The 24,254-nt window shown below is 49.4% G+C and carries 20 protein-coding genes; 19 read left to right on the forward strand and 1 reads right to left on the reverse strand.

Translation table 11 applies throughout. From position 1 onward, the window contains the following. Nucleotides 1-29 precede the first annotated feature (29 nt). From infB to WH37_RS11915, 17 genes are all read left to right on the forward strand, one after another. Entirely contained in the window at nt 30-2,594 is a 2,565-nt protein-coding gene (gene infB, locus WH37_RS11835; RefSeq protein WP_231594202.1) for a translation initiation factor IF-2, read from the forward strand. 7 nt (nt 2,595-2,601) lie between these two features. Beyond that, the gene (rbfA, locus tag WH37_RS11840) at nt 2,602-2,958 is read left to right on the forward strand and encodes a 30S ribosome-binding factor RbfA (protein WP_046230756.1); all 357 of its coding nucleotides are present in this window, start codon (nt 2,602-2,604) and stop codon (nt 2,956-2,958) included. Then, nucleotides 2,955-3,944 (forward strand): DHH family phosphoesterase, encoded by a 990-nt coding sequence (locus WH37_RS11845; protein ID WP_046230757.1) that lies wholly within the window; start codon nt 2,955-2,957, stop codon nt 3,942-3,944. Before rbfA ends, WH37_RS11845 begins: the two co-directional genes overlap by 4 nt. A gap of 3 nt (nt 3,945-3,947) precedes the next feature. After that, complete coding sequence (gene truB / locus WH37_RS11850) at nt 3,948-4,847, forward strand: tRNA pseudouridine(55) synthase TruB (protein ID WP_046230758.1); 900 nt, start codon at nt 3,948-3,950, stop codon at nt 4,845-4,847. 61 nt (nt 4,848-4,908) lie between these two features. Beyond that, on the forward strand, nt 4,909-5,850 hold the full coding sequence (locus WH37_RS11855) for a bifunctional riboflavin kinase/FAD synthetase (RefSeq protein ID WP_231594203.1): 942 nt from the start codon (nt 4,909-4,911) through the stop codon (nt 5,848-5,850). 177 nt (nt 5,851-6,027) lie between these two features. Next, entirely contained in the window at nt 6,028-6,297 is a 270-nt protein-coding gene (gene rpsO, locus WH37_RS11860) for a 30S ribosomal protein S15 (RefSeq protein ID WP_046230760.1), read from the forward strand. 188 nt (nt 6,298-6,485) lie between these two features. After that, a complete protein-coding gene (pnp, locus tag WH37_RS11865) occupies nt 6,486-8,567 on the forward strand; it encodes a polyribonucleotide nucleotidyltransferase (protein WP_046230846.1) in 2,082 nt (693 codons plus the stop codon). A 330-nt stretch (nt 8,568-8,897) separates the two neighbouring features. Further along, nucleotides 8,898-9,863 (forward strand): polysaccharide deacetylase family protein, encoded by a 966-nt coding sequence (locus WH37_RS11870; protein WP_046230761.1) that lies wholly within the window; start codon nt 8,898-8,900, stop codon nt 9,861-9,863. A 43-nt stretch (nt 9,864-9,906) separates the two neighbouring features. Next, nucleotides 9,907-11,172, forward strand: a complete 1,266-nt coding sequence (locus WH37_RS11875; RefSeq protein ID WP_046230762.1) for a M16 family metallopeptidase — start codon at nt 9,907-9,909, stop codon at nt 11,170-11,172. Continuing rightward, nucleotides 11,153-11,596 (forward strand): dUTP diphosphatase, encoded by a 444-nt coding sequence (gene dut, locus WH37_RS11880; protein ID WP_046230763.1) that lies wholly within the window; start codon nt 11,153-11,155, stop codon nt 11,594-11,596. Before WH37_RS11875 ends, dut begins: the two co-directional genes overlap by 20 nt. A 107-nt stretch (nt 11,597-11,703) precedes the next feature. After that, on the forward strand, nt 11,704-12,603 hold the full coding sequence (dpsA, locus tag WH37_RS11885; RefSeq protein ID WP_046230764.1) for a dipicolinate synthase subunit DpsA: 900 nt from the start codon (nt 11,704-11,706) through the stop codon (nt 12,601-12,603). Then, nucleotides 12,600-13,193, forward strand: a complete 594-nt coding sequence (locus WH37_RS11890) for a dipicolinate synthase subunit B (protein ID WP_046230765.1) — start codon at nt 12,600-12,602, stop codon at nt 13,191-13,193. The genes dpsA and WH37_RS11890 overlap by 4 nt, the downstream gene beginning before the upstream one ends. A 47-nt stretch (nt 13,194-13,240) precedes the next feature. Then, nucleotides 13,241-14,275: an aspartate-semialdehyde dehydrogenase gene (locus tag WH37_RS11895; protein ID WP_046230766.1), complete on the forward strand. Its 1,035-nt coding sequence runs from the start codon at nt 13,241-13,243 to the stop codon at nt 14,273-14,275. A gap of 67 nt (nt 14,276-14,342) precedes the next feature. After that, nucleotides 14,343-15,554, forward strand: coding sequence for an aspartate kinase (dapG, locus tag WH37_RS11900; protein ID WP_046230767.1), 1,212 nt, complete (start codon nt 14,343-14,345; stop codon nt 15,552-15,554). Between the two features lie 101 nt (nt 15,555-15,655). After that, nucleotides 15,656-15,850 carry a hypothetical protein gene (locus tag WH37_RS11905; RefSeq protein ID WP_156182303.1) on the forward strand — a complete coding sequence of 65 codons (195 nt, stop codon included), beginning with the start codon at nt 15,656-15,658 and terminating at the stop codon, nt 15,848-15,850. A gap of 11 nt (nt 15,851-15,861) precedes the next feature. Next, nucleotides 15,862-16,752, forward strand: a complete 891-nt coding sequence (gene dapA, locus WH37_RS11910; RefSeq protein WP_046230769.1) for a 4-hydroxy-tetrahydrodipicolinate synthase — start codon at nt 15,862-15,864, stop codon at nt 16,750-16,752. 516 nt (nt 16,753-17,268) lie between these two features. Continuing rightward, complete coding sequence (locus tag WH37_RS11915; protein WP_046230770.1) at nt 17,269-18,948, forward strand: ribonuclease J; 1,680 nt, start codon at nt 17,269-17,271, stop codon at nt 18,946-18,948. 93 nt (nt 18,949-19,041) lie between these two features. Here the strand turns inward: WH37_RS11915 and WH37_RS11920 are convergent, their stop codons facing one another. After that, nucleotides 19,042-20,277, reverse strand: coding sequence for a nitrate/nitrite transporter (locus WH37_RS11920; protein ID WP_046230771.1), 1,236 nt, complete (start codon nt 20,275-20,277; stop codon nt 19,042-19,044). A gap of 463 nt (nt 20,278-20,740) precedes the next feature. On the opposite strand from WH37_RS11920, the gene WH37_RS11925 reads away from it, so the two are divergent. Both WH37_RS11925 and WH37_RS11930 read left to right on the forward strand, forming a co-directional pair. Beyond that, nucleotides 20,741-22,051, forward strand: coding sequence for a molybdopterin molybdotransferase MoeA (locus WH37_RS11925; protein ID WP_046230772.1), 1,311 nt, complete (start codon nt 20,741-20,743; stop codon nt 22,049-22,051). Nucleotides 22,052-22,104: 53 nt separating this feature from the next. Beyond that, on the forward strand, nt 22,105-24,249 hold the full coding sequence (locus WH37_RS11930) for an FAD-dependent oxidoreductase (RefSeq protein WP_046230773.1): 2,145 nt from the start codon (nt 22,105-22,107) through the stop codon (nt 24,247-24,249). The last annotated feature ends 5 nt before the right edge of the window (nt 24,250-24,254 follow it).

The following is a 24,254-nucleotide window of genomic DNA, read 5'->3' on the forward strand; positions in this document are numbered from 1 at the left end:
GTGTATACGAATATGCGAAATCCCTCAGCATGAGCAGTAAAGAAATTATAACGATTCTTAAACGGCTGGATATGCCCGTTAACAACCATATGAGTGTGATGGAAAACGAAATGGTTAATAAAGTGGAAGGCTTCTTCCGCGATATTAAAGCTAACGCAGCAGCGAAGCGGGCGAAAGAGTCAAGCGGAGCAACCGTGTCTTCCACATCGCAAGCGCCATCTAAGCCTGCTCAGCCGAAGCAACAACCTGTATCACAGCAAGTATCCATTAAACCGGAGCTCGAAGCTTCCGGGTTAAACAATAAAAAAATTACGCAAGATAGACAGGAGCCTATGAATTCTATTAAAACGACAACGCAAAACAACCAACAGCAACGTCCGTCCCAATCGTCCCCAAGCAGCAACAGATCCGCAGCGCCTAGCGGCAACCGTCCAGCGCAAGGTTCTGGTCAATCGCAAGGCAGCAGCCGTCCTAGCCAAGGCGGTCAAACGCAAAATAGCCGTCCAAGTCAAGGTGGCCAATCGCAAAACAGCCGTCCTAGCCAAGGATCAGGCCAAGGCAACCGTCCAAGCAGTGGCGGCCCATCGCGTCCACCAGCTTCACAAGGAGCTAATCGTCCATCTGGAACAGGTCCGTCCCGTCCGGCAGGCGATGCTTCCAGAAGCACAAACGGCAATTCGAATAATAAGCCAGGTGCAAGAAAACCAGGTGCAAACCAAGGGCAAAAACGGTTTGAAGATGGCAGACCAGGCGGTTTTGGCCGCAACAACAACAATAATCGCGGTGGCAGAGGACGCAACCAGCGCAATCAGCCGCAAGTATTCCGTGAGAAAATCGACAATACGCCGAAAAAAATCATCGTACGCGGTACGTTGACAGTTGGCGAATTGGCAAAATTGCTTCATAAAGATGCTTCCGAAGTTATTAAAAAGCTGATCGTTCTTGGCGTGATGGCTACCATTAACCAAGAAATCGACATGGATGCAATCCTTCTGCTTGCTGGTGAATATGGCGTAGAAGTAGAAGTGAAAATTCCGGTTGAAGAGGATACGTTCGAAACGGTAGAAGAAACGGATGAGGAAGCTGATCTGTTGCCTCGCCCTCCGGTTGTAACGATCATGGGTCACGTTGACCATGGTAAAACAACTTTGCTCGATGCGATTCGCAAAACGAATGTAACGGGCGGAGAAGCTGGCGGTATTACCCAGCATATCGGTGCTTACCAAATCGAAGCGAATCATAAAAAAATTACGTTCCTCGATACACCTGGTCACGAAGCGTTTACGCTGATGCGTGCCCGTGGTGCGCAAGTAACGGATATTACAATTATCGTTGTTGCAGCGGATGACGGCGTTATGCCGCAAACGGTAGAGGCAGTCAACCATGCGAAGGCAGCGGGCGTTCCGATTATCGTTGCAGTTAACAAAATCGATAAGCCAGATGCCGACGCGGATAAAATCAAGCAAGCATTGACAGAGTATGAGCTGGTTCCGGAAGAGTGGGGCGGCGATACAATCTTCGTTAACGTGTCAGCTAAACAGCGTATTGGTCTGGAAGAACTGCTTGATATGATTTTGCTTGTAGCGGAAGTAAATGATTTCAAAGCTAACCCTGACAAGCGTGCACGCGGTACAGTTATTGAGGCTGAGCTGGATAAAGGTAAAGGTCCGGTTGCTCGAGTACTCGTACAGCATGGTACGCTCAAAATCGGAGATGCTTTCGTTGCGGGCAACTGCTTCGGTCGTATCCGGGCTATGGTTAATGACAAGGGCCGTCGCTTAAAAGAAGCTGGACCTTCCACACCAGTCGAAATTACTGGTTTGACAGAGGTTCCACTTGCTGGCGATCCGTTCATGGTGTTTGAAGACGAACGTAAAGCGAGAGCAATCGCTGATCGCCGTGCGATTAAGCACCGTCAATCCGAGCTTGGCGCGAACTCCCGCGTAACGCTTGACGATTTGTATAAGCATATTAAAGATGGAGAGATCAAGGATCTCAACGTTATTATTAAATCCGACGTTCAAGGTTCGGCAGAGGCGCTTAAAGGCTCGCTCGCGAAAATTGACATCGAAGGTGTACGTGTCAAAATCATTCATAGCGGTGTAGGTGCGATTACCGAATCGGATATCAACCTGGCTTCTGCTTCGAATGCGATCGTAGTCGGCTTTAACGTTCGTCCTGAGCCGCAGGCTGATCTGGCTGCGCAGCAGGAGAAAGTTGATGTTCGTATGCACCGCGTTATTTATAACGTAATTGAAGAGATTGAGCAAGCGATGAAAGGGATGCTTGATCCAATCTTCAAAGAGGTAATTATCGGTCATGCTGAAGTCCGCAACGTATTTAAAGTAAGCAAAGTCGGAGCAATCGCTGGTTCCATGATTACTTCAGGTAAAATCACTCGTTCTTCAGAAGCACGGATCGTTCGTGGCGGCATCGTTGTTTTCGAAGGTAAAATCGATACGCTCAAACGCTTCAAGGACGATGTCAAGGAAGTTGCTCAAGGCTACGAGTGCGGGATTACGCTTGAGCGGTTTAGCGACTTCAAAGAAGGGGATATTATTGAAGCCTTCGTAATGGAGTCAGTAGAGAGGTGAATAAAGCATGGCTAAAATTCGTGTAGGTCGGGTAGGCGAGCAGATTAAAAAAGAGCTCAGCCAAATTATCCAGACAGAAATTAAAGATCCACGCGTCGGTTTTATTACAGTGACTGGCGTGGAGACCAGTAATGATTTGTCCCAAGCCAAAGTATATTTGAGCGTGCTGGGCAGCGAAGAGCAAAAGGAAGAAACGCTCAAAGCAATCGGCCGCGCAACAGGCTTTATCCGTTCTGAGCTTGGCAAACGGATGCGTTTGCGCCATACGCCAGTGCTGATCTTTAAATTCGACAGCAGCATTGAGTATGGAAGCCGGATCGAAGGAATCCTCGAGGAAATTAACGGGGAGAACAAAGGATCATGACGGCTGCTGCGACCTATTTGCAGCAGTTGGATGATGCACTTGCATTTATGAGCGGTGGAGACGACTTTTTGGTCGTCTCCCACGTTCAACCAGATGGCGATGCCATTAGTTCGACGGTCGTCGTCGGTTGGCTGCTGGAGAAGCTTGGGAAAAAATCCAAGCTGATTAACGAAAGTGAGTTGCCTTCAAGGCTTGCTCATTTGCGATCATTTGATACGATTATTAAATTTGCGGAAGTACAGCCAACAGAATCGTATGCTCGCGTTATTGCGGTTGATTGCGCTGATTATCGCCGGATGGGCAAAGTGGAAAGTTTATTTGCTTCAGGGGTGGAACTGCTTAATATCGATCATCATCCGACTAATGATGGTTTTGGTACGGTTCAACTGATCCGTCCGAATGCAGCAGCTACGGTTGAGATTTTATATGATTTAATTGAACGTGCGGGCATTTCGATTGATTTGGAATGTGCGACGGCTATATATACAGGACTCATTACAGATACTGGCGGTTTCCGCTACTCAAATACGACACCGCATGTGATGAATATTGCTTCCCGCATGCTGTCGATTGGTGTACCGGGTCACAAATTAGCCGATCTGCTGCTCGAAAAGATGACGATGTCCAAGCTGAAGCTTCTGCAGCGCTGTCTCAGCAGGCTTACTTTTAGCGATAATCAGCAAATTGGCTGGCTTTATGTCAATAAGGATGATTTTGCTGAGACAGGTGCAGTTTCGGAAGATATGGAAGGCATCGTCAATTATGCACTGAATATTGACGGCGTGGAAGTCGGCATTATGTTTAAAGAGACGGAAGATGGCGGAGTGAAAGCCAGCTTAAGATCAGCAGGGACGGCGGATGTTGCCGCAATTGCCCAAGCCTTTAGCGGCGGTGGACATGTCCGCGCTGCTGGCTGCCGTATTGATGCGCCGCTTCAAGAAGCAATCGCCCAATTGGTCGATGCGGTCAGAAAGGCGTTGAGCTAACAGATGGACGGTATTATCGCAGTATGGAAGCCTGCCGGCTGGACCTCGCATGATGTCGTAGCCAAGGTGCGAAGACTGCTGAAGATGAAGCGTATCGGCCACACGGGGACGCTAGACCCGATGGTGACAGGTGTTCTGCCCCTATGTCTCGGCCGAGCTACTCGTGTAGTTGAATATGTACAGGAGCGTCCCAAGGCGTATGAAGCTGTTATCCAGCTTGGCGTTGCAACGGATACAGAGGATTTGACAGGTTCGGTCACGCAGGAGCAAACAGGTGTGCAGGTAACGCGTGAAGATATTATTCGCGTGCTGCGCCGCTTCGTTGGCGAAATTGAACAAGTTCCGCCGATGTTCTCCGCTGTAAAGATAGATGGAAAACGGTTGTATGAACTGGCACGTGAAGGCAAGACGGTAGAGCGCAAATCGCGGAAAGTAACGATTCATCAAATTGAGCTGCTCGATCTAGAGCTTGATTTGGGGTTTCCGCGTTTCTCGTTTTCTGTTGTCTGCTCCAAAGGAACGTATATCCGCACATTATGTGTAGATATCGGTCAGGCGCTAGGAGTGCCAGCGGCGATGGCGGAGCTGACCCGGACGATGTCCGGCGGTTTTACGAAGGAGCAATGCGTAAGCCTGGAGCAGATTGAAGCTCTTGGCACAGAGGGAATTGGGCCGTTTATTTTGCCCGCTGAGCTGGGTATCCAGCATTTGCCTCGCGTTCAGGTCGATGCTCATTCGGCCTCGCTTGCCCTCAAAGGACAGAAGCTCCCGCTTCGCTTGCTTGCTGAAGAGCTTGAAACCGAGCAGCCGATACGTCTTTTTGATGAAAATGATTTGTTTATTGGTATTTTCGAGGCCGATCATGCTTTATCGGTGTTGAAGCCTATCAAGGTGTTCTCGTAACCGGGTCTATACTTGGTTATCGGAAAGTCATATAGGAATTGCAGGTGCATCAGCGTTGGAAATGATTTCATTGGAATATCCGGCAATTGAGCTGCCGGAACAACTGCGAAATAGATCGCTTTCTATTGCAATTGGACATTTTGACGGTGTACATCGCGGACACCGCAATGTCATTGAGCAAGTCGTTGCAACTGCCAAGAGAACCGGAGGATTGTCGGCGGTTATGACGTTTAACCCGCATCCGAAGGAAGTGCTTGGCCGTGGCGATCAATATTACAACTGTTTGACGCCGCTTGCGGTGAAGCAGTCGCTTTTTGCTGAGTTAGGCGTCGATTTGGTGCTAGTCGTCAAATTTGACCATGATTTTGCAGCGATTATGCCAGAACAGTTTGTTGATGAAGTGCTTCGCCGTTTAGGAGCTGCACAAATTGTAGTTGGTTTTGACTTCAATTTTGGCTACAAGGGCCAAGGAAATGCTGCTACAATGAAGGCTTTATGCGAGCCGGACATTCAGGTCGAAATTGTTGAGCCATTGTACGATAACGGCTTGAAGGTGAGCAGCACTTACATTAGGCAGGCGCTTAGCGACGGTGATATTGAGCTTGCGACGAAGCTGCTTGGGCGACCCTATGAGCTAGCAGGGACGGTCGTGCATGGCGATGGCAGAGGCAGCAGCATTGGCTTCCCGACAGCAAATGTTGATGTTTCCTTGCCTTATGTTATGCCGCGCCTCGGCGTTTTCGGCATATCAGCGGTCGTACTGGGAAAGTCGTATTATGGTGTATTAAATCATGGGATGAAGCCTACCTTTAATAAGGAAGATATTCGTCCGGTGCTGGAAGCCCATTTATTTGACTTTCATCAAGCTATATATGACGAGCCAATTAGACTGCAATTTCATTCTTTTATTCGGCCCGAGCAGCGGTTTAGTGGTGTGGATGAGCTTATTCGTCAAATCCATGCGGATGCTCAGCAGGCGAAGCGGCAGTTTGGCGTCGAATAAATGATTGCGGGCATTTACTTTTGCTATAGGCTTGTGATATACTGAAACACGTTGCGATTCTACTTTTTGTCAGAATACGCAGCTGCAATTGGAACCTTAGCTTGGATGTTCGCTCTCACCGACGGCGCCTCGGCTAATGGCGATTATTGAATATAAGTTCAAGGAGGTGACTTTAGGATGGCAATTACACAAGAGCGTAAACAAGAATTGATTGATACGCACAAAACGCATGCGAGCGATACGGGTTCACCGGAAGTTCAAGTAGCTATCCTAACGGAAAACATCGTTAACTTGACGCAACATTTCCGGGAGCACAAGAAAGACCACCACTCCCGTCGTGGTTTGCTCAAGATGGTAGGTCAACGTCGTAAGCTGTTGAGATACCTTAAAAACAAAGATGTTAGCCGTTATAGCGCATTGATCGAAAAACTCGGCCTTCGCCGCTAAAACATGTTTCAAGAGAAGCAACCTGGTTGTTTTGCTGTCCGGCATTACGGACTTGGCAAAATCGGGTTGCTTTTTGTAATATGCGAGAGTTAAGCAGGATATAGAGGTCCTGCTGGCGAATGTTAAGTTTGTCAATCGTTTGATTTTATTTTTGATATACAGGAGGGATACGTTTGCAACAGGTTGAAATGATTTTGGGTGGACGGAAGCTTGTTCTAGAAACAGGCAGACTTGCGAAGCAAGCGAATGCTGCTGTAACCGTACGTTATGGCGATACCGTTGTACTTTGTACAGTGACTGCTTCCAAAGGTCCGAAGGATTTAGATTTTTTCCCGCTTACCGTGAACTATGAAGAACGTCTTTATGCAGTTGGTAAAATCCCTGGTGGATTTATTAAACGTGAAGGACGTCCAAGCGAGAAAGCGATTTTGTCAAGCCGTCTGACGGACCGTCCGATTCGTCCGTTGTTCCCAGAAGGCTTCCGTAATGATATACAAATCGCGAACATCGTCATGAGCGTGGATCAAGATTGCTCGCCTGAAATGGCTGCAATGATTGGTACATCCGCAGCGCTAGCCATTTCTGATGTGCCATTTAACGGGCCAATCGGCGGCGTGAGCGTAGGTCGTGTTGATGGTCAATTTGTGATCATTCCAACCGTTGAGCAAGAGCAGAAAACCGATATTTTCGTTGTAGTTGCTGGTACGAAAGATGCCATTATGATGGTAGAAGCAGAAGCAAATGAAGTTCCTGAGGACGTTATGCTGGAAGCGATTATGTTCGGGCATGATGAAATCAAGAAAATTGTTGCTACAATCGAGCAATTGCAGGCTATTGCCGGCAAAGAAAAAATGGAAGTTACGCTTCATGCAGTCAACGAAGAAGTCAATGCAGCTGTTCGCGCATTTGCATCGGCTCGTTTGGTAGAAGCGATTCGCATTCCCGAGAAGCATGAGCGTCAAGATGCCATTGATGCCGTTAACGCGGACACGGTTGCGCATTTCGAAGAAGTGTATGCGGAGACGCCTGAACGGCTTGGCGATGTCAAGGAAGTGCTTTATGATATCGTTAAAGAAGAAGTTCGCCGCCTGATTACACATGAAAAAATTCGTCCTGATGGCCGTGCGCCAGAAGAAATTCGTCCAATCGAATGTGATGTGGCGATATTGCCGCGTACACACGGATCTGGACTATTCACACGTGGACAAACACAAGCACTCAGCATTTGTACGCTTGGACCGCTTGGCGATGTGCAAATTCTTGACGGCATCAGCCCGGAAGAAACGAAACGTTTTATGCATCACTATAATTTCCCGCCATTCAGCGTAGGTGAAGCAAGACCGCTTCGTCCTCCAGGCCGTCGTGAAATTGGACATGGTGCACTCGGTGAGCGCGCTTTGTCGAAAGTTATTCCATCTGAGGCTGATTTCCCGTACACGATTCGTCTTGTATCCGAGGTGTTGGAATCGAATGGATCGACTTCGCAAGCTAGTATTTGTGCAAGCACACTGGCTATGATGGATGCGGGCGTTCCGATTAAAGCTCCGGTTGCAGGTATTGCAATGGGTCTGATTAAAGACGGCGACCATTTCTCCATTTTGTCCGACATTCAAGGGATGGAAGATCATCTCGGCGATATGGACTTTAAAGTAGCGGGTACAGCAGAAGGTGTAACTGCCATTCAAATGGATATCAAAATTGACGGTATCGATCGTTCGATTTTGGAGCAGGCGCTTGAGCAAGCACGTGAAGGACGCATGCATATTCTAGGTAAAATGACAGCGATTATGTCTGAAGCTCGTCCTAACCTTTCTAAGTACGCGCCTAAAATTCTCACGCTTCGCATTAATCCGGACAAAATCCGTGATGTTATCGGCTCCGGCGGTAAAATCATCAACAAGATTATTGAAGAAACTGGCGTGAAAATCGATATCGAGCAGGATGGCATGGTTTACATTGCTTCTTCGAACGAAGAGATGAACCAAAAAGCCAAAGCGATTATCGAAGGCATCGTGAAGGAAGTTGTAATTGGCGAAATTTATTTGGGTACGGTAAAGCGGATCGAGAAGTTCGGCGCATTCGTTGAAATTTTACCGAACAAAGATGGTCTTGTGCATATTTCCCAGCTGGCGAACGAACGTGTCGCTAAAGTGGAAGATGTCATTGCGATCGGCGACCAAATTACAGTTAAAGTAACGGAAATTGATCAGCAGGGCCGTATTAACTTGTCCCGTAAAGCTGTATTGACGCCAACTGTACCAGCACAATAACGGCTGCAGCGTTACATGGTAGGGGCACCGCAAGGTGCTTTCTCAAAATATAAGAATGCAGAGGTTTTCTCTTATATTTACGCGTCTATTTCTGTCCCAAACGGACTGTTGCCGCAAAAAAACGGCAACGCCGTTTATACTTGTTTTTATACTCGAAGCAAAGAGCCAGATTCCATCTGTCTCTTTTTATTTTGCCGTCAAACATTTCCTGCCAATAAAAGGCGTCCATTTTCTCCCTATCATAATCTCGTCCCATTAATCATACATATGGAGCAATGAGGGGCGGGGTGAATAAAAGTGCTGAGAAAAATAGGAGCAGCCATAGGCTGTATGCTGATTGTGGTGGTGTTCATTCGCGCGAATGCGGGAGGGACGGCCGACTATATCAGCGTAATTAAGCAGGAAAATGGCATGATGACGCAGAGGGAAGAGTCGATTTTGGATGAAAATAAAGCGAGGCTGCGCGCTGCTATTTTAACGGAAGCCGAGAGTCGTTCCATCAAGCCAATCGATGCTCGGATTGATCGCGTATGGAAGGCGATTCCCGGATACAATGGGCTGGAGGTGGATGTCGAGGGCACGGTGGAGAAGACGATTGCCTCGGGTTCACTCTCGCCGATTTTATATGTGTACAAGGAGATGCCTCCTCGTATTAAGCTTGCGGATTTAGGTCCGCTTCCGGTATACAAAGGTAATCCAAACAAAAAAATGATATCGCTAATGATCAATGTTGCGTGGGGCAATGAATACATAACGCCGATCCTTCAAACCTTGAATAAGGAAGAGGTCAAGGCGACTTTTTTTCTCGATGGCTCGTGGCTGAAGAAATATCCGGAAATCGCCAAGCAAATTCAGGCGGAAGGGCATGAAATGTCCAATCATGCGTATACGCATCCGAAGATGAGCGAGCTTAGTCGCAATGCTGCCTCTTTGCAGATTTCCCGCACGGAGGATTTGCTTAAATCGACGCTTGGCGTCACGAACAAGTGGTTTGCCCCGCCTTCAGGCGACTTTAACCAGATGACGGTACAGGTGGCGGCGGAGCAGAGGCTTCGCACGGTGTTATGGACGATTGATACGGTCGATTGGACCAAGCCGGGAGCAGACTGGATCATTCGGCGCATTTCCTCGCGGCTGGAGCCAGGAGCACTTATTTTGATGCATCCGACTGCCTCCTCGCGCGATGCTTTAACCGGAATGATTCGTGAAATCAAACGCCAAGGTTATGTGCTTGGCACCGTTAGCGAGACGCTATCGGAGGCGCGAATTCCTGCTGCTGTTGAGCCGCAACCATAATTTTGATATAGTGTTAACATTCATGCTTACAGGAGGACCCTTCGTGAAAAAATATACGCTTAGCAACGGTTTGAGAGTCGTAGTCGAATATATTCCCACCTGCCGCTCGGTTTCATTTGGCATTTGGGTCAAAACAGGCTCCCGCAATGAGACGCCTGAAAATAACGGGATCTCCCATTTTATCGAACATATGCTTTTCAAAGGGACAGATCAGCGCAGTGCGAAAGACATTGCCGACCTGTTCGATGGTATCGGGGGCAATGTAAATGCGTTTACCTCCAAAGAGTATACCTGCTATTATGCAAAGGTGTTGGATGAGCATTTGCCGCTCGCTGTTGACGCGCTTTCGGATATGTTTTTCAATTCCAAGTTGGACGAGACGGATTTGGCGAAAGAACGAAATGTTATTTTAGAAGAAATTTCGATGTATGAGGATACGCCGGATGACAAGGTGCATGATGAAGCATCGCGTGCCGCCTATGGTGATCATCCGCTCGCTTATTCGATTCTCGGCTTGGAGGAGCGTCTTGCCGAAATGACGCCTGATACATTGCGCGCATATATGAACGATTATTATACGATTGACAACACCGTTGTCAGTGTCGCTGGCAATGTGGAAGAGGGCAAGCTGCTCGAGCTGCTTGAGCTGTATTTTGGAAAGTTTGACCGCAAAGGGACGCCACAGTTTGTGGAGGCGCCGGATTTCCGCGGAGATTATATTTTCTATAAAAAGAAAACCGAGCAAAACCATCTTTGCCTATCCTTCCAAGGCTGTTCGATTTCCGATGAAAAGCTGTACGCGATGGTGCTGCTCAACAATGCGCTGGGCGGCGGCATGAGCTCGCGCCTGTTTCAAGAAATTCGCGAAAAACGCGGCCTAGCCTATTCGGTTTATTCTTACCACTCCTCTTATGCGGACAGCGGCTTGTTCACCCTGTATGCGGGCACGGCGCCGAAGCAAACGAAGGAAGTGCTTGATTTGACGATGGAGCAGCTCGAGGAGCTTGCTTCTAAGGGGCTTGAGGATGCTGAGCTTCACCGTGGCAAAGAGCAGCTTAAGGGCAGCCTGATTCTTAGTCTGGAGAGCACAAGCAGCCGAATGACCCGTCTTGGGAAAAATGAGCTGATGCTGGGCCGGCATTACACGCTGGATGAACTGCTCCAGCGCATTGATTCGGTGACGATGGACGATGTGAGAAGCGTAACGGAGCGTTTGCTTGCGGCACCTTTTGCGGTGGCGATGGTAGGTTCGAGCGATAAGGCTGCATCTAAACTTGGGAGGGATCGTTTTGTATCGCGTACTGTTTAAAAGAGTAGAGGGCAACGAAGACATCAAGCTTCCTTGCAAAATGTCCGAATGGGCTGCGGGCTTCGACCTGCAGGCCGCTGTATCAGAGCCTGTTGAGCTTGCTCCGGGTGAGCGCAAGCTCATTCCTACGGGCTTTGCCATGGCTATGCCAGCCGAGCTGGAGGCGCAAATTCGCCCGCGCAGTGGCCTAGCCTACAAGCATGGCATTACATGCTTGAACTCCCCAGGAACGATTGACGCCGATTATCGTGGCGAAGTGAAGGTGCTGCTCGTAAATTTGGGACAGGAGCCGTTCACGATTGCACGCGGCGAGCGCATCGCCCAAATGGTGTTCCAGCAAGTACCGGTTGTCACCATTGAAGAGGCAGCCGAATTGCCGGATACGGTGCGTGGCAGCGGCGGGTTCGGACATACTGGCGTTTAAGGTTTAAAAGAAAGACCGGAGCAGATGCTCCGGTCTTTTTTTTCACCCATTGTGGGCCCAGGCATAAGATAGTCTATATCTACATGCGCGAGAGAGGAGTGAAGCCGATGCTAACAGGCGTTCAGGTGCTGCTGATCGGCGGCGACGCCAGGCAGCTCGAGGTGATCCGCAAACTGACGGAGCTGGATGCGACCGTAGTCATATCGGGCTTTGACGGCCTGCAGTCGACGCCAGAGGGAGCCGTTCAGGCTGATTATGATGAACGGTTGTTTGACGGGGTAGACGCAGTAGTGCTGCCTGCCGTCGGAACCGATGACCAAGGCGTTATCAGCGCTGTATTCAGCGACAGCGAGATCAGGCTGGAAGAGCGCCATATGGCTCGCTTGCCTAAGCACTGCAAAATATATGCCGGTATGGCAAAACCATATTTGAGCGATCTGTGCAAGCAGCATCAGCTGGAATTGGTAGAGTTATTTGAGCGCGACGATGTCGCGATTTACAACTCCATACCGACAGCTGAAGGTGCGGTAATGATGGCGATTCAACATACCGATATTACGATTCATGGCTCCACCTGTATGGTGCTCGGATTCGGAAGAACGGGGTTTACATTGGCGCGGACGTTAAAAGGTTTAGGAGCGAATGTGCTTGTCGGGGTACGCCGGGAAGAGCATTTTGCAAGAGCGCTTGAAATGGGCTTCGAGCCTTTCTACACCAGCAATTTGCGGCAATATACGGGCAATATTGACTTGCTTTTTAACACAATTCCGACTATGATAGTCACAGCGCAAATTATAGCAAATCTTCCTTCGCGAAGCGTCATCATTGATCTGGCTTCGAAGCCTGGCGGAACTGATTTCCGCTTTGCTGAGAAACGGGCCATTAAAGCGATGCTCGCGCCCGGACTCCCCGGTATCGTCGCACCCAGAACTGCTGGACGAATCATAGCCGATTGTTTAACACAATTGATTATGGACGACTTGATAAATCGGGGGAATGGGGAATGAATTGGTCCGGACTTACAGTAGGGTATGCATTGTCAGGGTCTCACTGCACGTTTGCCGAGGTTATGCCGCAAATCCAGCGGTTTGTAGACGCAGGCGCGAACGTTGTACCTATAGTATCGCAGACGATTATGACGACGGATACGAGATTCGGAACGTCGGAGCAGTGGCAGACACAGCTCAAAGCGATTACGGGCAATGAAATTATTTCGACGATTGTGCAGGCGGAGCCGCTTGGCCCATCGAAGCTCATTGATGTGCTGCTCATTGCGCCATGCACAGGCAACACGACAAGCAGGCTGGCTAATGCGCAGACTGACAGTGCAGTGCTTATGGCATCCAAATCGCAAATGCGCAATGGAAGGCCAATCGTCATTGCAATTTCTACGAATGACGGCCTTGGCCTTAATTTGGCGAATATTGCGAAGCTGATCGTTACGAAAAATATTTATTTTGTGCCGTTCGGCCAGGATAATCCGGTACAGAAGCCCAATTCGCTAGTAGCGAGAATGGATTTGGCACTGGAAACATGCGAGGCGGCACTGCAAGGCAAACAGTTACAACCGCTCATTATTGAGCGTTTTAATTATTAAGCTTTTTATTCTGAGTTTTTATAAGACCGAGGGGAGCATTACGGCAAATGTCAAATCAAAAATTGTTTAACGTTGCAGTAGTTGGCGCAACAGGCGCAGTAGGGGAACAAATACTAAACTTGCTCGATAAGAGAAACTTCCCTATTAAGGAACTGAAGCTTCTGTCTTCAGCGAGGTCTGCTGGTACGAAAATCACATTCAAAGGCCAGGAAGTGACGGTGGAGGAAGCGAAGCCGGAAAGCTTTAAGGGCATTGACATAGCATTATTCAGCGCTGGTGGAGACGTTACGAAGGCGCTCGCGCCGCATGCTGTTGAATATGGAACGGTATGTATTGACAATACGAATGCGTACCGTATGGACCCAAATACGCCGCTTGTTGTACCTGAAGTGAATATTGACAAGGTAAGCGAGCATAAAGGTATTATTGCCAATCCGAACTGCTCGACGATCCAGATGGTAGCTGCGCTTAAGCCGCTTCAAGACAAGTACGGCATTAATCGCATTATCGTATCCACTTATCAGGCCGTATCTGGAGCAGGTGCGAAAGCGATTGAGGAAATGCTGCGCCAGACGCGCGCATCCCTTGATGGCGAGGCGGTCAATCCGGCTATTTTGCCAGTAGGATCGCTGCCTGTGAAGCATCAAATCGCCTTTAATGCGATTCCGCAAATCGACAAGTTCCAAGAAAACGGCTACACGCTTGAAGAAATGAAGATGGTCAATGAAACGAAGAAAATTTTGGATGACCAAACAATTGAGGTTACCGCAACTTGCGTACGTATTCCAGTTGTTTACGGCCATTCGGAATCGGTTTTTGTTGAGCTGAAAAATAACTACGATCTGGAAGATGTCAAGCAGCTGTTGTCTGACGCCCCGGGTGTCGTGCTGGTTGATGATCCGGCGAATCAGCTTTACCCGCTCGCAACGGAAGCAGCCGGCAAGCCGGAAGTATTTGTCGGACGTTTGAGACGCGATCTTGGCCATGAAAATGGGCTTAACCTATGGATCGTATCGGATAACCTGCTTAAAGGAGCCGCATGGAATGCGGTTCAAATCGCCGAGCACATCGCACAGGCTTAACGAATAAACGGTGTAAGGACTTGATAGCTGGCGGCATCTTGCCTTTCGGTGATGGGGGAAGAGGCTTATGCGCACTCTCGTTCAGAAGTTTGGAGGAACCTCAGTATCATCCGATTTTGCCAGAAATCATTGTTTGGAGCATATTAAGCGTGAACGCGAAAATGGTTTTCAGCTCGTCGTTGTCGTTTCGGCTATGGGTCGCCTAGGCGACCCATATGCTACGGATACGCTGCTTGATTTAGTACGAAGCAATGGAGACTCGCTTCCGCTGCGTGAGCGGGATATGCTGCTGGGCTGTGGTGAGATGATTTCTGCCGCGGTCTTATGCAGCTTGCTTTGTTCAAAGGGGATTCCCGCTACCATCTTAAGCGGCTATCAGGCAGGCATTATAACGGACGGGCATTTCGGCCAAGCGAGAATTACCGATTTGCGTCCGGAGCAGCTTCTAACGAATCTTGGTGAAAATAAAGTCGTCATCGTTACCGGTTTTCAAGGCGGTAACGAAAACGGAGAGCTGACTACGCTCGGCCGCGGCGGGAGCGATACGTCGGCGACTGCACTTGGCGCTTCGTTGCGAGCGGAGCGGGTAGATATTTATACCGATGTCAATGGTATTCTGACAGCTGATCCGCGAATTGTGAATGATGCAAAACCGCTTCTTGTCGTCAGCTATGCAGAAATTTGCAATATGGCTCGTCAAGGGGCTAAGGTCATTCACCCGCGTGCTGTAGAAATTGCCCAGCAAGCCAGAATACCGATTCGTGTTCGCTCGACCTTTTCGCTCGATGAAGGAACATTAGTAACCGATAGTCCGCTCCATGCTACCGGAATGGTAAGTGACCGTCATGTGACAGGCATTGCGCATGTAGCGGGGATTACTCAAATTTCGGTGCAGACGGTGGAAGGCAAGGCGGATGTTCAGCTGCAAGTTTTTCAAACGATGGCTCGTCATCATATTAGCGTTGATTTTATAAATGTGACGCCGAGCGGAGTCGTTTACACCGTATTTGACTACGATGCAGCGAAGGCTGTAGCTCTGCTGACGGACTGTGGTTATGCACCTACTGCGATTAGCGGTTGTGCAAAGGTATCAGTCATTGGCGGCGGTATGAACGGCGTTCCAGGCATTATGGCACGTATTGTAGAGGCGCTTACGCTGCAGGGGATTGCAATTATGCAGGCGGCGGACTCCAATACGACCATCTGGGTACTGGTCAAAGATGTGGACATGGCATCCGCGCTGCGCGCGCTTCATGCCAAGTTCGAGCTTCATTTGTAGCAGGAAACAAATGCAATAGATCCGTTTTGCGAAGCAAAGTTTTGGGCGTGAGCTTTCGAAGAAGCTTTTGCTTTGCGAAATTTAAAGTAGATGCTTACGAGGTGAGTTTTGCTTCGCAAAACTTTAAAGTAGATGCTTACGAAGTGAGTTTTGCTTCGCAAAACTTTAAAGTAGATGCTTACGAAGTGAGTTTTGCTTCGCAAAACTTTAAAGTAGATGCTTACGAAGTGAGTTTTGCTTCGCAAAACTTTAAAGTAGATGCTTACGAAGTGAGTTTTGCTTCGCAAAACTTTTAGGAGGAGTCAGAATGGAATTTGGAAGATTAGTTACGGCGATGGTCACCCCATTCGATACTGCTGGCGAAATTGATTGGGAGACGACTGGACGATTAATCGATTACTTAATTGAAGAACAGCTTAGCGATAGTCTTGTTGTATCCGGAACGACGGGTGAATCGCCTACGCTTACGGATGAGGAGAAAGAAGCGCTATTCCGTTTTGCGGTAGAGCGCGCTGCTGGACGGGCTAAAATTATTGCAGGCACAGGAAGCAATAATACGGCGCATTCCATCCATATGACGAAGGTAGCTGAGGCGAGCGGAGTTGACGGTGTACTTCTAGTTGCGCCTTATTACAACAAACCGAGCCAGGAAGGTCTTTATCAGCATTTTAAAGCGATTGCAGAGTCGACGAAGCTTCCGGTTGTACTATACAACGTTCCAGGCCGGACAGTCGTGAATATTTCGGTTGAAACGACGCTGCGTCTAGCGGCGATTAGCAACATCGTAGCTACAAAAGATTGTGCATCATCCGAGCAGATCATTCAGCTTGTAGCAGGCGCGCCAGAGGGCTTTAAAGTATACAGTGGCGATGACGCCGCGACGCTCCCTACTTTAGCGGTGGGCGGCTATGGCATTATTAGTGTAGCCAGCCATGTTATCGGCAAAAAAATGAAGCAGCTTATCGAAGCTTATGTGAGTGGGGATGTTGCTTTGGCGGCAAAGCTAAACGCCGAATGTTTCCCGGTATTCAAGGGCTTGTTCGAATGTCCGAATCCGGTACCGAATCCGGTTGCTCTGAAGCATGTATTGGGACTGCGCGGCTTCCCGGTTGGCGGAGTAAGACTTCCGTTGGTAGGCGTTAGCGAATCAGAAGCTGCATTTTTGCAAAACTTGGTTGATTCCTCAACCGCATTTTAATTCAAGCTCTTATCAAATCACGAAGCTGGTGCCGAGGCACCAGCTTTTTTTGTTTTCCAAAGTGATGTTCTCAACCTGGCTTTTGCTGATGGCAGTGCCGCTCACTCAAGGGCACAAGCTCCTTTCCTTGCAACCGCAGCTGCATGGGGATGAAATACGGTTTTAAAAGATATTGGTGAAGAGGGAGACAAGCGGAGTGAAAGGTTTGGGAGTGAGAAGCGCAAGCGCTCGCTTTTGCCCTGAGATTTCTACCGCTAAAGTTTTTACAGTTCGGAGAAATCACAGGGGAATGGCGATCGAACCCCAAACCTTTCACGCAGCGCCCCAACCACAAACCATTCTTTTCCACCGGCCAGCGCCTCAGCCTTGTATTCGATCTTTTTCATCATGTATAATGAGTTCAAGTGATCGGGTGCGGAAATGATTTGCAAATTAAGCGAAGAATGGAGCAGCTTCCTTCTTGTTTAACAGGAAAAAAACATGACCTCATCAGGTTGGAAAAAGGAGGGATAGTCATTGTCCAAAAAGAATGTGCAGGATAAACTGTTGATTTTTGCATTAGGCGGTATTGGCGAAATTGGAAAAAATATGTACGTCATTCAATATGACAATGATATTGTGATTGTAGATGCGGGGCTTAAATTTCCGGAAGAGGATATGCTCGGCATAGACATTGTTATTCCGGACATTTCGTATTTGAAGGAAAATCGCGAGAAGGTGCGCGGCATTGTCATTACGCATGGACATGAGGATCATATCGGCGGGCTTTCTTATATGCTGCGCAGTCTTAACGTTCCGGTATATGCCACGAAGCTGACGCTGGGACTGATTGAAGGCAAGCTGAAGGAAGCGGGCCTGCTGGGCGAAACGAAGCGAATACTCATTAATGCGGATTCGGAGATAGAGCTTGGCAGCATAAACGTTTCCTTTTTTAAAACGAACCACAGCATTCCTGATTCCGTAGGCGTATGCTTGGAGACGCCGGAGGGGATCGTCGTACACACGGGCGACTTCAAGTTCGACCATACGCCAGTTAATGAGCAATATGCTGACATTAAGCGCATGGCGGAAATCGGCCAGAAGGGTGTACTTGCGCTGCTGTCCGACAGTACAAACGCGGAGCGTCCAGGCTATACGCCTTCGGAGAAAAATGTAGGGGAAGAGCTCAAAGATATATTCCGCAAATCGCCGCAGCGTGTCGTAGTTGCAACGTTTGCCTCCAATGTTCACCGCATTCAGCAGGTCATCAACGCTGCGATTGCTACGGATCGCTATATTGCTGTCGTAGGACGCAGTATGGTCAATGTGGTGGGAATTGCCGGAGATTTAGGCTATTTGAACATTCCAGACGGCATGATTGTTGAACCGGAAGCTGTGAATAAGCTGGCCGCGGATCGAGTCGTTATTTTATGTACGGGCAGTCAAGGAGAGCCAATGTCAGCTTTGACACGCATGGCGCGTTCAACGCATCGTAAAGTCGATATTTTGCCGGGAGATACGGTCATTATTGCAGCAACGCCAATTCCGGGCAACGAGCGGTATGTAGGGCGGACAGTGGACGAGTTGTTCCGTCTTGGAGCGAATGTCATTTATGGACCAGGCTCAGTATCTGGAGTCCACGTTTCTGGTCACGGCAGCCAGGAAGAGCTGAAGCTGATGCTCAATCTGATTAAGCCCAAATATTTTATCCCGATTCATGGTGAATATCGGATGCTGCGGCAGCATGCATTGCTGGCCGAGGCGGTTGGCATTGAGAAATCCAATATTTTCGTTATGGAAAATGGCGATACGGTAGAGGTGCAGGGCGGCAAGGCGCGCAGAGGCTCGAAGGTTCCAGCAGGCAATGTGCTGATTGATGGCCTTGGCGTTGGCGATGTCGGCAATATTGTGCTGCGGGATCGCAAGCTGCTGTCACAGGACGGTATTCTCGTTGTCGTGGTGACGCTGCGGAAACAGGAGGGCACCATTGTATCTGGGCCGGATATTATATCGCGCGGCTTCGTCTATGTGCGTGAATCCGAAGGGCTGCTGGACGAGGCGAACAAAATTGTGTCCGCAACGCTTCTCAAGCTAATGAACGATAAAGTGAATGAGTGGGCTTCGCTGAAAACGAATGTGAAGGACGCGCTCGGTCGTTTCCTCTATGAGAAAACACGCCGTCGGCCAATGATTTTGCCGATCATTATGGAAGTGTAGTTGATCAAAAATAAAACGGAGTGACTAACGCCCGGATAACCGGACCGTTCCTCACTCCGTTTTTTTCGTGCTGTTCTTCTAACGCTGTAAAATTTAGCTGCCCATGGCCTGGCCGCCTTCAATTTTGGCTTTGCCGCCGCTGCCGACCCAAGTGCGCTTCCATTCCTTTTGAATGAACGCGAGCATGAGCATGCTGAGCAGGGCGATGGCGCTGAGAATGAGGAAGCCTGGTGTGTAGGAGCCTGTCGATTGATAAAGGCTGCCGAGAATAAGCGGCAGGAAGTAACCGCCAACACCGCCCGCTGCGCCGACAATCCCGGTCATAATGCCGATCTCCTTGCCGAAGCGCTGCGGTACGAGCTGGAATACAGCGCCATTGCCTGCGCCGAGACACATCATGCCAAGGAACAGCAAGGTGCTGACCACGTAGAGTGGAGGCAGCAGGGAGATGGAAGCTAGCATAACGCCTGCTCCGACATACAGCGCCATCAGGACGCGAATGCCCCCAAGCTTATCGGAGAGCCAGCCGCCTACTGGACGGAAGAAGCTTCCGGCAATAACGCAAATGGTTGTAAAGTCTGCCGCCTGAATCGCGGAAAGTCCATATTGCGTGTTGAAGAAAATCGTCAAATAGTTGGACATGCCGACGAAGCCGCCGAACGTAACGCCGTATAAAAGACAGAACAGCCATGCATCCTTTTGCTTCAGCACTTGTCCGTATTCGGACAGCTTTTTCGGAGCGGGCTGATTTGGGCTTTCCTTAGCAAAAATCGTGAAGATGACAAATACGATTGCAATGGGAATAAGGGCAAGTCCGAATACCGCTTCCCAGCCGCCAAAATGCTGTGCCAGCCGATTAGCGAAAAGCGTCGTCAGTACGGTACCACTGTTGCCTGCTCCAGCGATCCCCATGGCGAGCCCTTGATATTGCGGGGGATACCATCTGCTTGCAAGCGGCAGTGCTGCTGCGAAAGAAGCTCCAGCTACCCCAAGCAATAGAGCAACGAAATGCAGCTCTGTTAAGGAATCAACAAATTTCCAGCCCCAAATGAGAGGAATCATTGTAACGAGCATACCGATTTGTCCGGTTTTCTTCGGTCCAATATGGTCCGTCATAAAACCTAGCACAAGCCGCAATATCGAGCCGCCTAAAATAGGTAGAGCGACCAGTTTGGCTTTCTGAGCGGCATCCATTGGAAAATCGCTGGCGATAACAACAATGAGCGGTCCCATCAAAATCCAAATCATAAAGCTGATATCGAAATACAAGAAAGAACTGAACAAGGATGGTTTATGTCCACTTTTCCAAAACGCTTTTTTATCTACCATGTCTCTATCTCCTCTATGATTGGTTTTGTCGTGCTCAGTCAGCGTGGGTGATGGCGGTTTTCGCATTCCCGGGGTGCATGGCGCACCGCAATTCCAGCTGTACATATAAAGAAAAGGCCGCAGTCTGCCCCAAGCTAAAGCTCGGACGGATTGCGGCCTCATTGCCGAACGTCAGCACGACTCTGTGCGGACGATAATTGCTCACCTCATTGTGAACTCAAGCTGAATTATAGAATATCGATCATTACATGTCAATAAATATTACATAAAACATTTATATGCTTTAAACGTTTAATTCGCGTCATATATATTGACACTTCTGTCGAATTCTTTTATGCTCATAATAATCCATATAAAGGCCGCACAATGGTGTGCCGCCGCCCACTGGCAATGAAGCCCGCTCCCTGCTGACAGGGAACGGGCTTTTGTGCTTATTTTCAGCTATATGAAGGAGGAAGTGAAAATGACGGTTGCCCGTGTAGATCGTGTTGATATAAAAAAAGGTTTAAGCGTTAACGAAGCGGTTCACTGTCTAATCGAGCGTACGCTGCCGGGTAAGGTGGAGCAAGTGCTTCTGCAGAAAGCAGCTCAGCGAGTGCTTGCCGAGGATTTTTACTCCCCTTTTCCTATGCCGCCTTTTCGTCGGGCAGCGATGGACGGTTATGCGCTCCATGCTGCTTTTACGCAGACGGCTTCACCTGGCAATCCGATTCGCCTTATCGTAACTGGCGAGGTGCAGGCGGGGGCGGGAGAAATAGCTTGGCATACGGGCTCTGGCAAGCGTCCTCTCATTAATGAACAATTGACGGCAGTACGTATTTTTACAGGAGCTCCTGTGCCTGTTGGTTTTGATGCTGTTATTAGGCAGGAGGAAATTCAGTCGCCGAGCTTGCAAGGACAGAAGTTGGACGCTGCGGCGTGGGGAATGTCGCAAATTCAAATTAATCAGCCCGTACAGCCGGGAAAAAATATTGCCGAAGCAGGCGAAGATCTTGCAGAAAACAGCCTCGTCATTAAAAAAGGCACCTTACTTGGCTCGAAGGAAATAGCCATTCTCGCCTCTTATGGGCAGGAACGGGCTTCTGTAGTTGCTAGGCCGATTGTCGCAATCATTCCTGTTGGTGATGAGCTGCTGCTTCCGGGCCAGCTCTTGCAGCCGAATCGGATCTACGATGCCAATGGCTTCGCCGTGGAAGCTTTTCTACAGGAGCAGGGAGCCTCAGTTATTCGTTCCTTACCGATTAAGGATGATGCTGAAGTGATTGCTGACGCGATTAAGCAAGCTGCGGAGCAGGCGGATTTGGTTATTACAACTGGAGGCATTTCGGTAGGTGATTACGATTGCGTGGCGCGTGCGGCGGATCGCCTCGGTTTTGAACCTTTGTTTACTAAAGTGATGATGCGCCCTGGGCCGCATTCGTCCGCATTTATACATCGAGGCAAGCTGTTGATTAGCTTATCTGGCAATCCTGCAGCCTGCTATACAGGGCTCGTCCTGTTGGTGAAGCCATTAACGCAGCATTTGATTGGGCTTAATGGCAGCACGGTGGAGTGGAAGCAGGCTGTATTAATGGACAATGTGGATAAGCCTTCGCCGTATCCCCGTTATATCCGCGCTTTTGTATGGATGGAGGAGGGGGAATGGAGGGTTAGGCCGTTGCCGAACGATAAATCGGGCAATATTGCTGCTTTTGCTGGTGCAAATGCACTGGCGGCGATTCCCGGTGAAGGTCTCCAGGCGGGGAGGCAGGCCGCATTTCTTAGTTTGACTTAACTAGCGTATACCATTTTGACCATTTTACAATAGAACGGAGGGTAACGGCTTTGATGAAGCAAAAACTTGTCGTTATCGGCAACGGTATGGCTGGCGTTAAATGCGTAGAGGAAATATACGAGCTGGCGCCTCAAGCATATGACATTACGATTATAGGCGCAGAGCCGCATCCCAATTATAACCGTGTTCTCCTCTCCAAAGTGCTGCAAGGGAATACAGCGCTATCTGATATTACGTTGAACGATTGGCAATGGTACAGTGAGCGTGGCATTGATCTGCTAACTGGCGAGATGGTTGAGCGTATAAATGCGGAGGAGAAATGGGTGCGTACGGCATCAGGGAAAAAGATTGCCTATGACCGCCTGATTATTGCAACCGGCTCATCAGCGTTTATGCCTGCGCTGCCAGGCATTCAGAAGCCTGGCGTAACGGCTTTCCGCAATATGGAGGACTGTCAGGCGATGATGGAGGCTTCCCAGCGCTTTAAGCGTGCTGCCGTTATTGGTGGCGGGCTGCTCGGGCTCGAAGCAGCAAGAGGACTGCTCAATCTCGGCATGGAGGTTGATGTTGTTCACAACGCGGCCTATTTAATGAATCGCCAGCTTGACCGGATGTCAGCAAACCTGCTTAAGGAAGAGCTGATGAAGCAGGGCATGCGTTTTTGGCTTAACAAGCGAACGGAAAAAATAACAGGTGTCCGCAGGGCGAATGGCTTGCTGTTCTCGGATGGAACAACGCTTGCCGCAGACCTCATCGTCGTAGCGATCGGAATTAGCCCGAATCTAGCTGTTACAGCGGATAGCGGCATTAGGACGAATCGTGCAATCATCGTAAACGATTATATGGAAACGAATATTGCTGGCATATACGCGGTAGGGGAGTGCGCCGAGCATCAGGAGACCGTGTATGGGCTAGTTGCTCCGCTTTATGAACAGGCGAAGGTGCTAGCACGTCATCTGTGCGAGCTAGAAACCGATGGCTATCACGGCTCCATTCCATATGCACAATTAAAGGTGTCAGGCGTGGAGGTGTTTTCCGCGGGCGTTATCCGCGATGAAGAAGCTGAAACCGCGCTGCAGCATTATGATGCGATGAAAGGCACTTATAAAAAAGTAACGATGCAAGGCGGTATTGTAGCTGGAGCTGTACTGTTCGGAGACAGCTCCGAGGGAAGCAAGCTGCTTGGGTATTTGAAGCGCCGTGCTGGAATAGGCGTGCTTAAGGAAAGCGATTCAGGCTCCAAATCAGGCGGAGCTGATGCTGTTGCAGCTGCAATGCCGGACGGTGAAACGGTTTGTGCTTGTAATGGGGTAAGCAAGTCGGCTATCGTAGCTGCGATACAATCTGATGGGCTTGAGTCGGCGGATCAGGTGCGCGACAAGACGAAAGCTTCCGGCTCCTGCGGCGGATGCCGTCCAATGGTGGAGGCGCTCGTTGCTTATGCCTTATCGGGAGTTGGGGGAGCAGTCAAAGCAGCGCCAATTTGCAGCTGTACGGAGCTTGATCCGGCAGGACTTAAAGAAGCCATGCTAGGCGATACGTTCAGTGATGCCGCTTCAGCAAGAAGGGCTCTTGAGTGGAGAAAGCCTGAAGGCTGCTTCATTTGTCAGGCAGCGATGGGCTACTATTTGCGGCTGGCTGTAACAAGCGACGCGGGCGATGTCCTAGGACAGGCGCAGATTCATTACCCCACGCTGCAGTCTGTTCTCGTAGCTGCATCGATGCAGGGGGAATCGTCATCCCAATGCCAGATTTCGCATGCTGATCGTTTCGAAGGCGGCGGGCCGAGCTATATAGCCGCGGAGCTGGAGAAAGCACTCGGAAGCCTAGCATCGCCAAGCATGCTCAAAGCTTCTGTATCTGCCGGGGCCTTATATCCTGCCGGTGTGCTGGTCCATGATGTGGGTATTTCAGCGTCGCCAGCAGGCTGGGAACTTTATATTGGCGGGCATATGGAAAGTCCGGTCAAGCAAGCGCAGCTGCTTATAATAGAGGGCTCTGAGCAGGGGGCAGTAGAAACGGCGATTGCCTGTATGCAGTTGTACCGTCAATCCGCCTTTTATGGAGAAGCCGTGTGGAAATGGCTGGAGCGGACAGGACTTATTGCGATAAGAGAGAAGCTGTTAGACCCTGATTTTCGCGAGGAACTGCTGGACAACTGGCGATTAGAACATAGCCTAGAGACATGCACCGTTTGAGTAGG

The sequence above is a fragment of the Paenibacillus algorifonticola genome (genome assembly GCF_000971975.1).
GTDB lineage: Bacteria > Bacillota > Bacilli > Paenibacillales > Paenibacillaceae > Pristimantibacillus > Pristimantibacillus algorifonticola.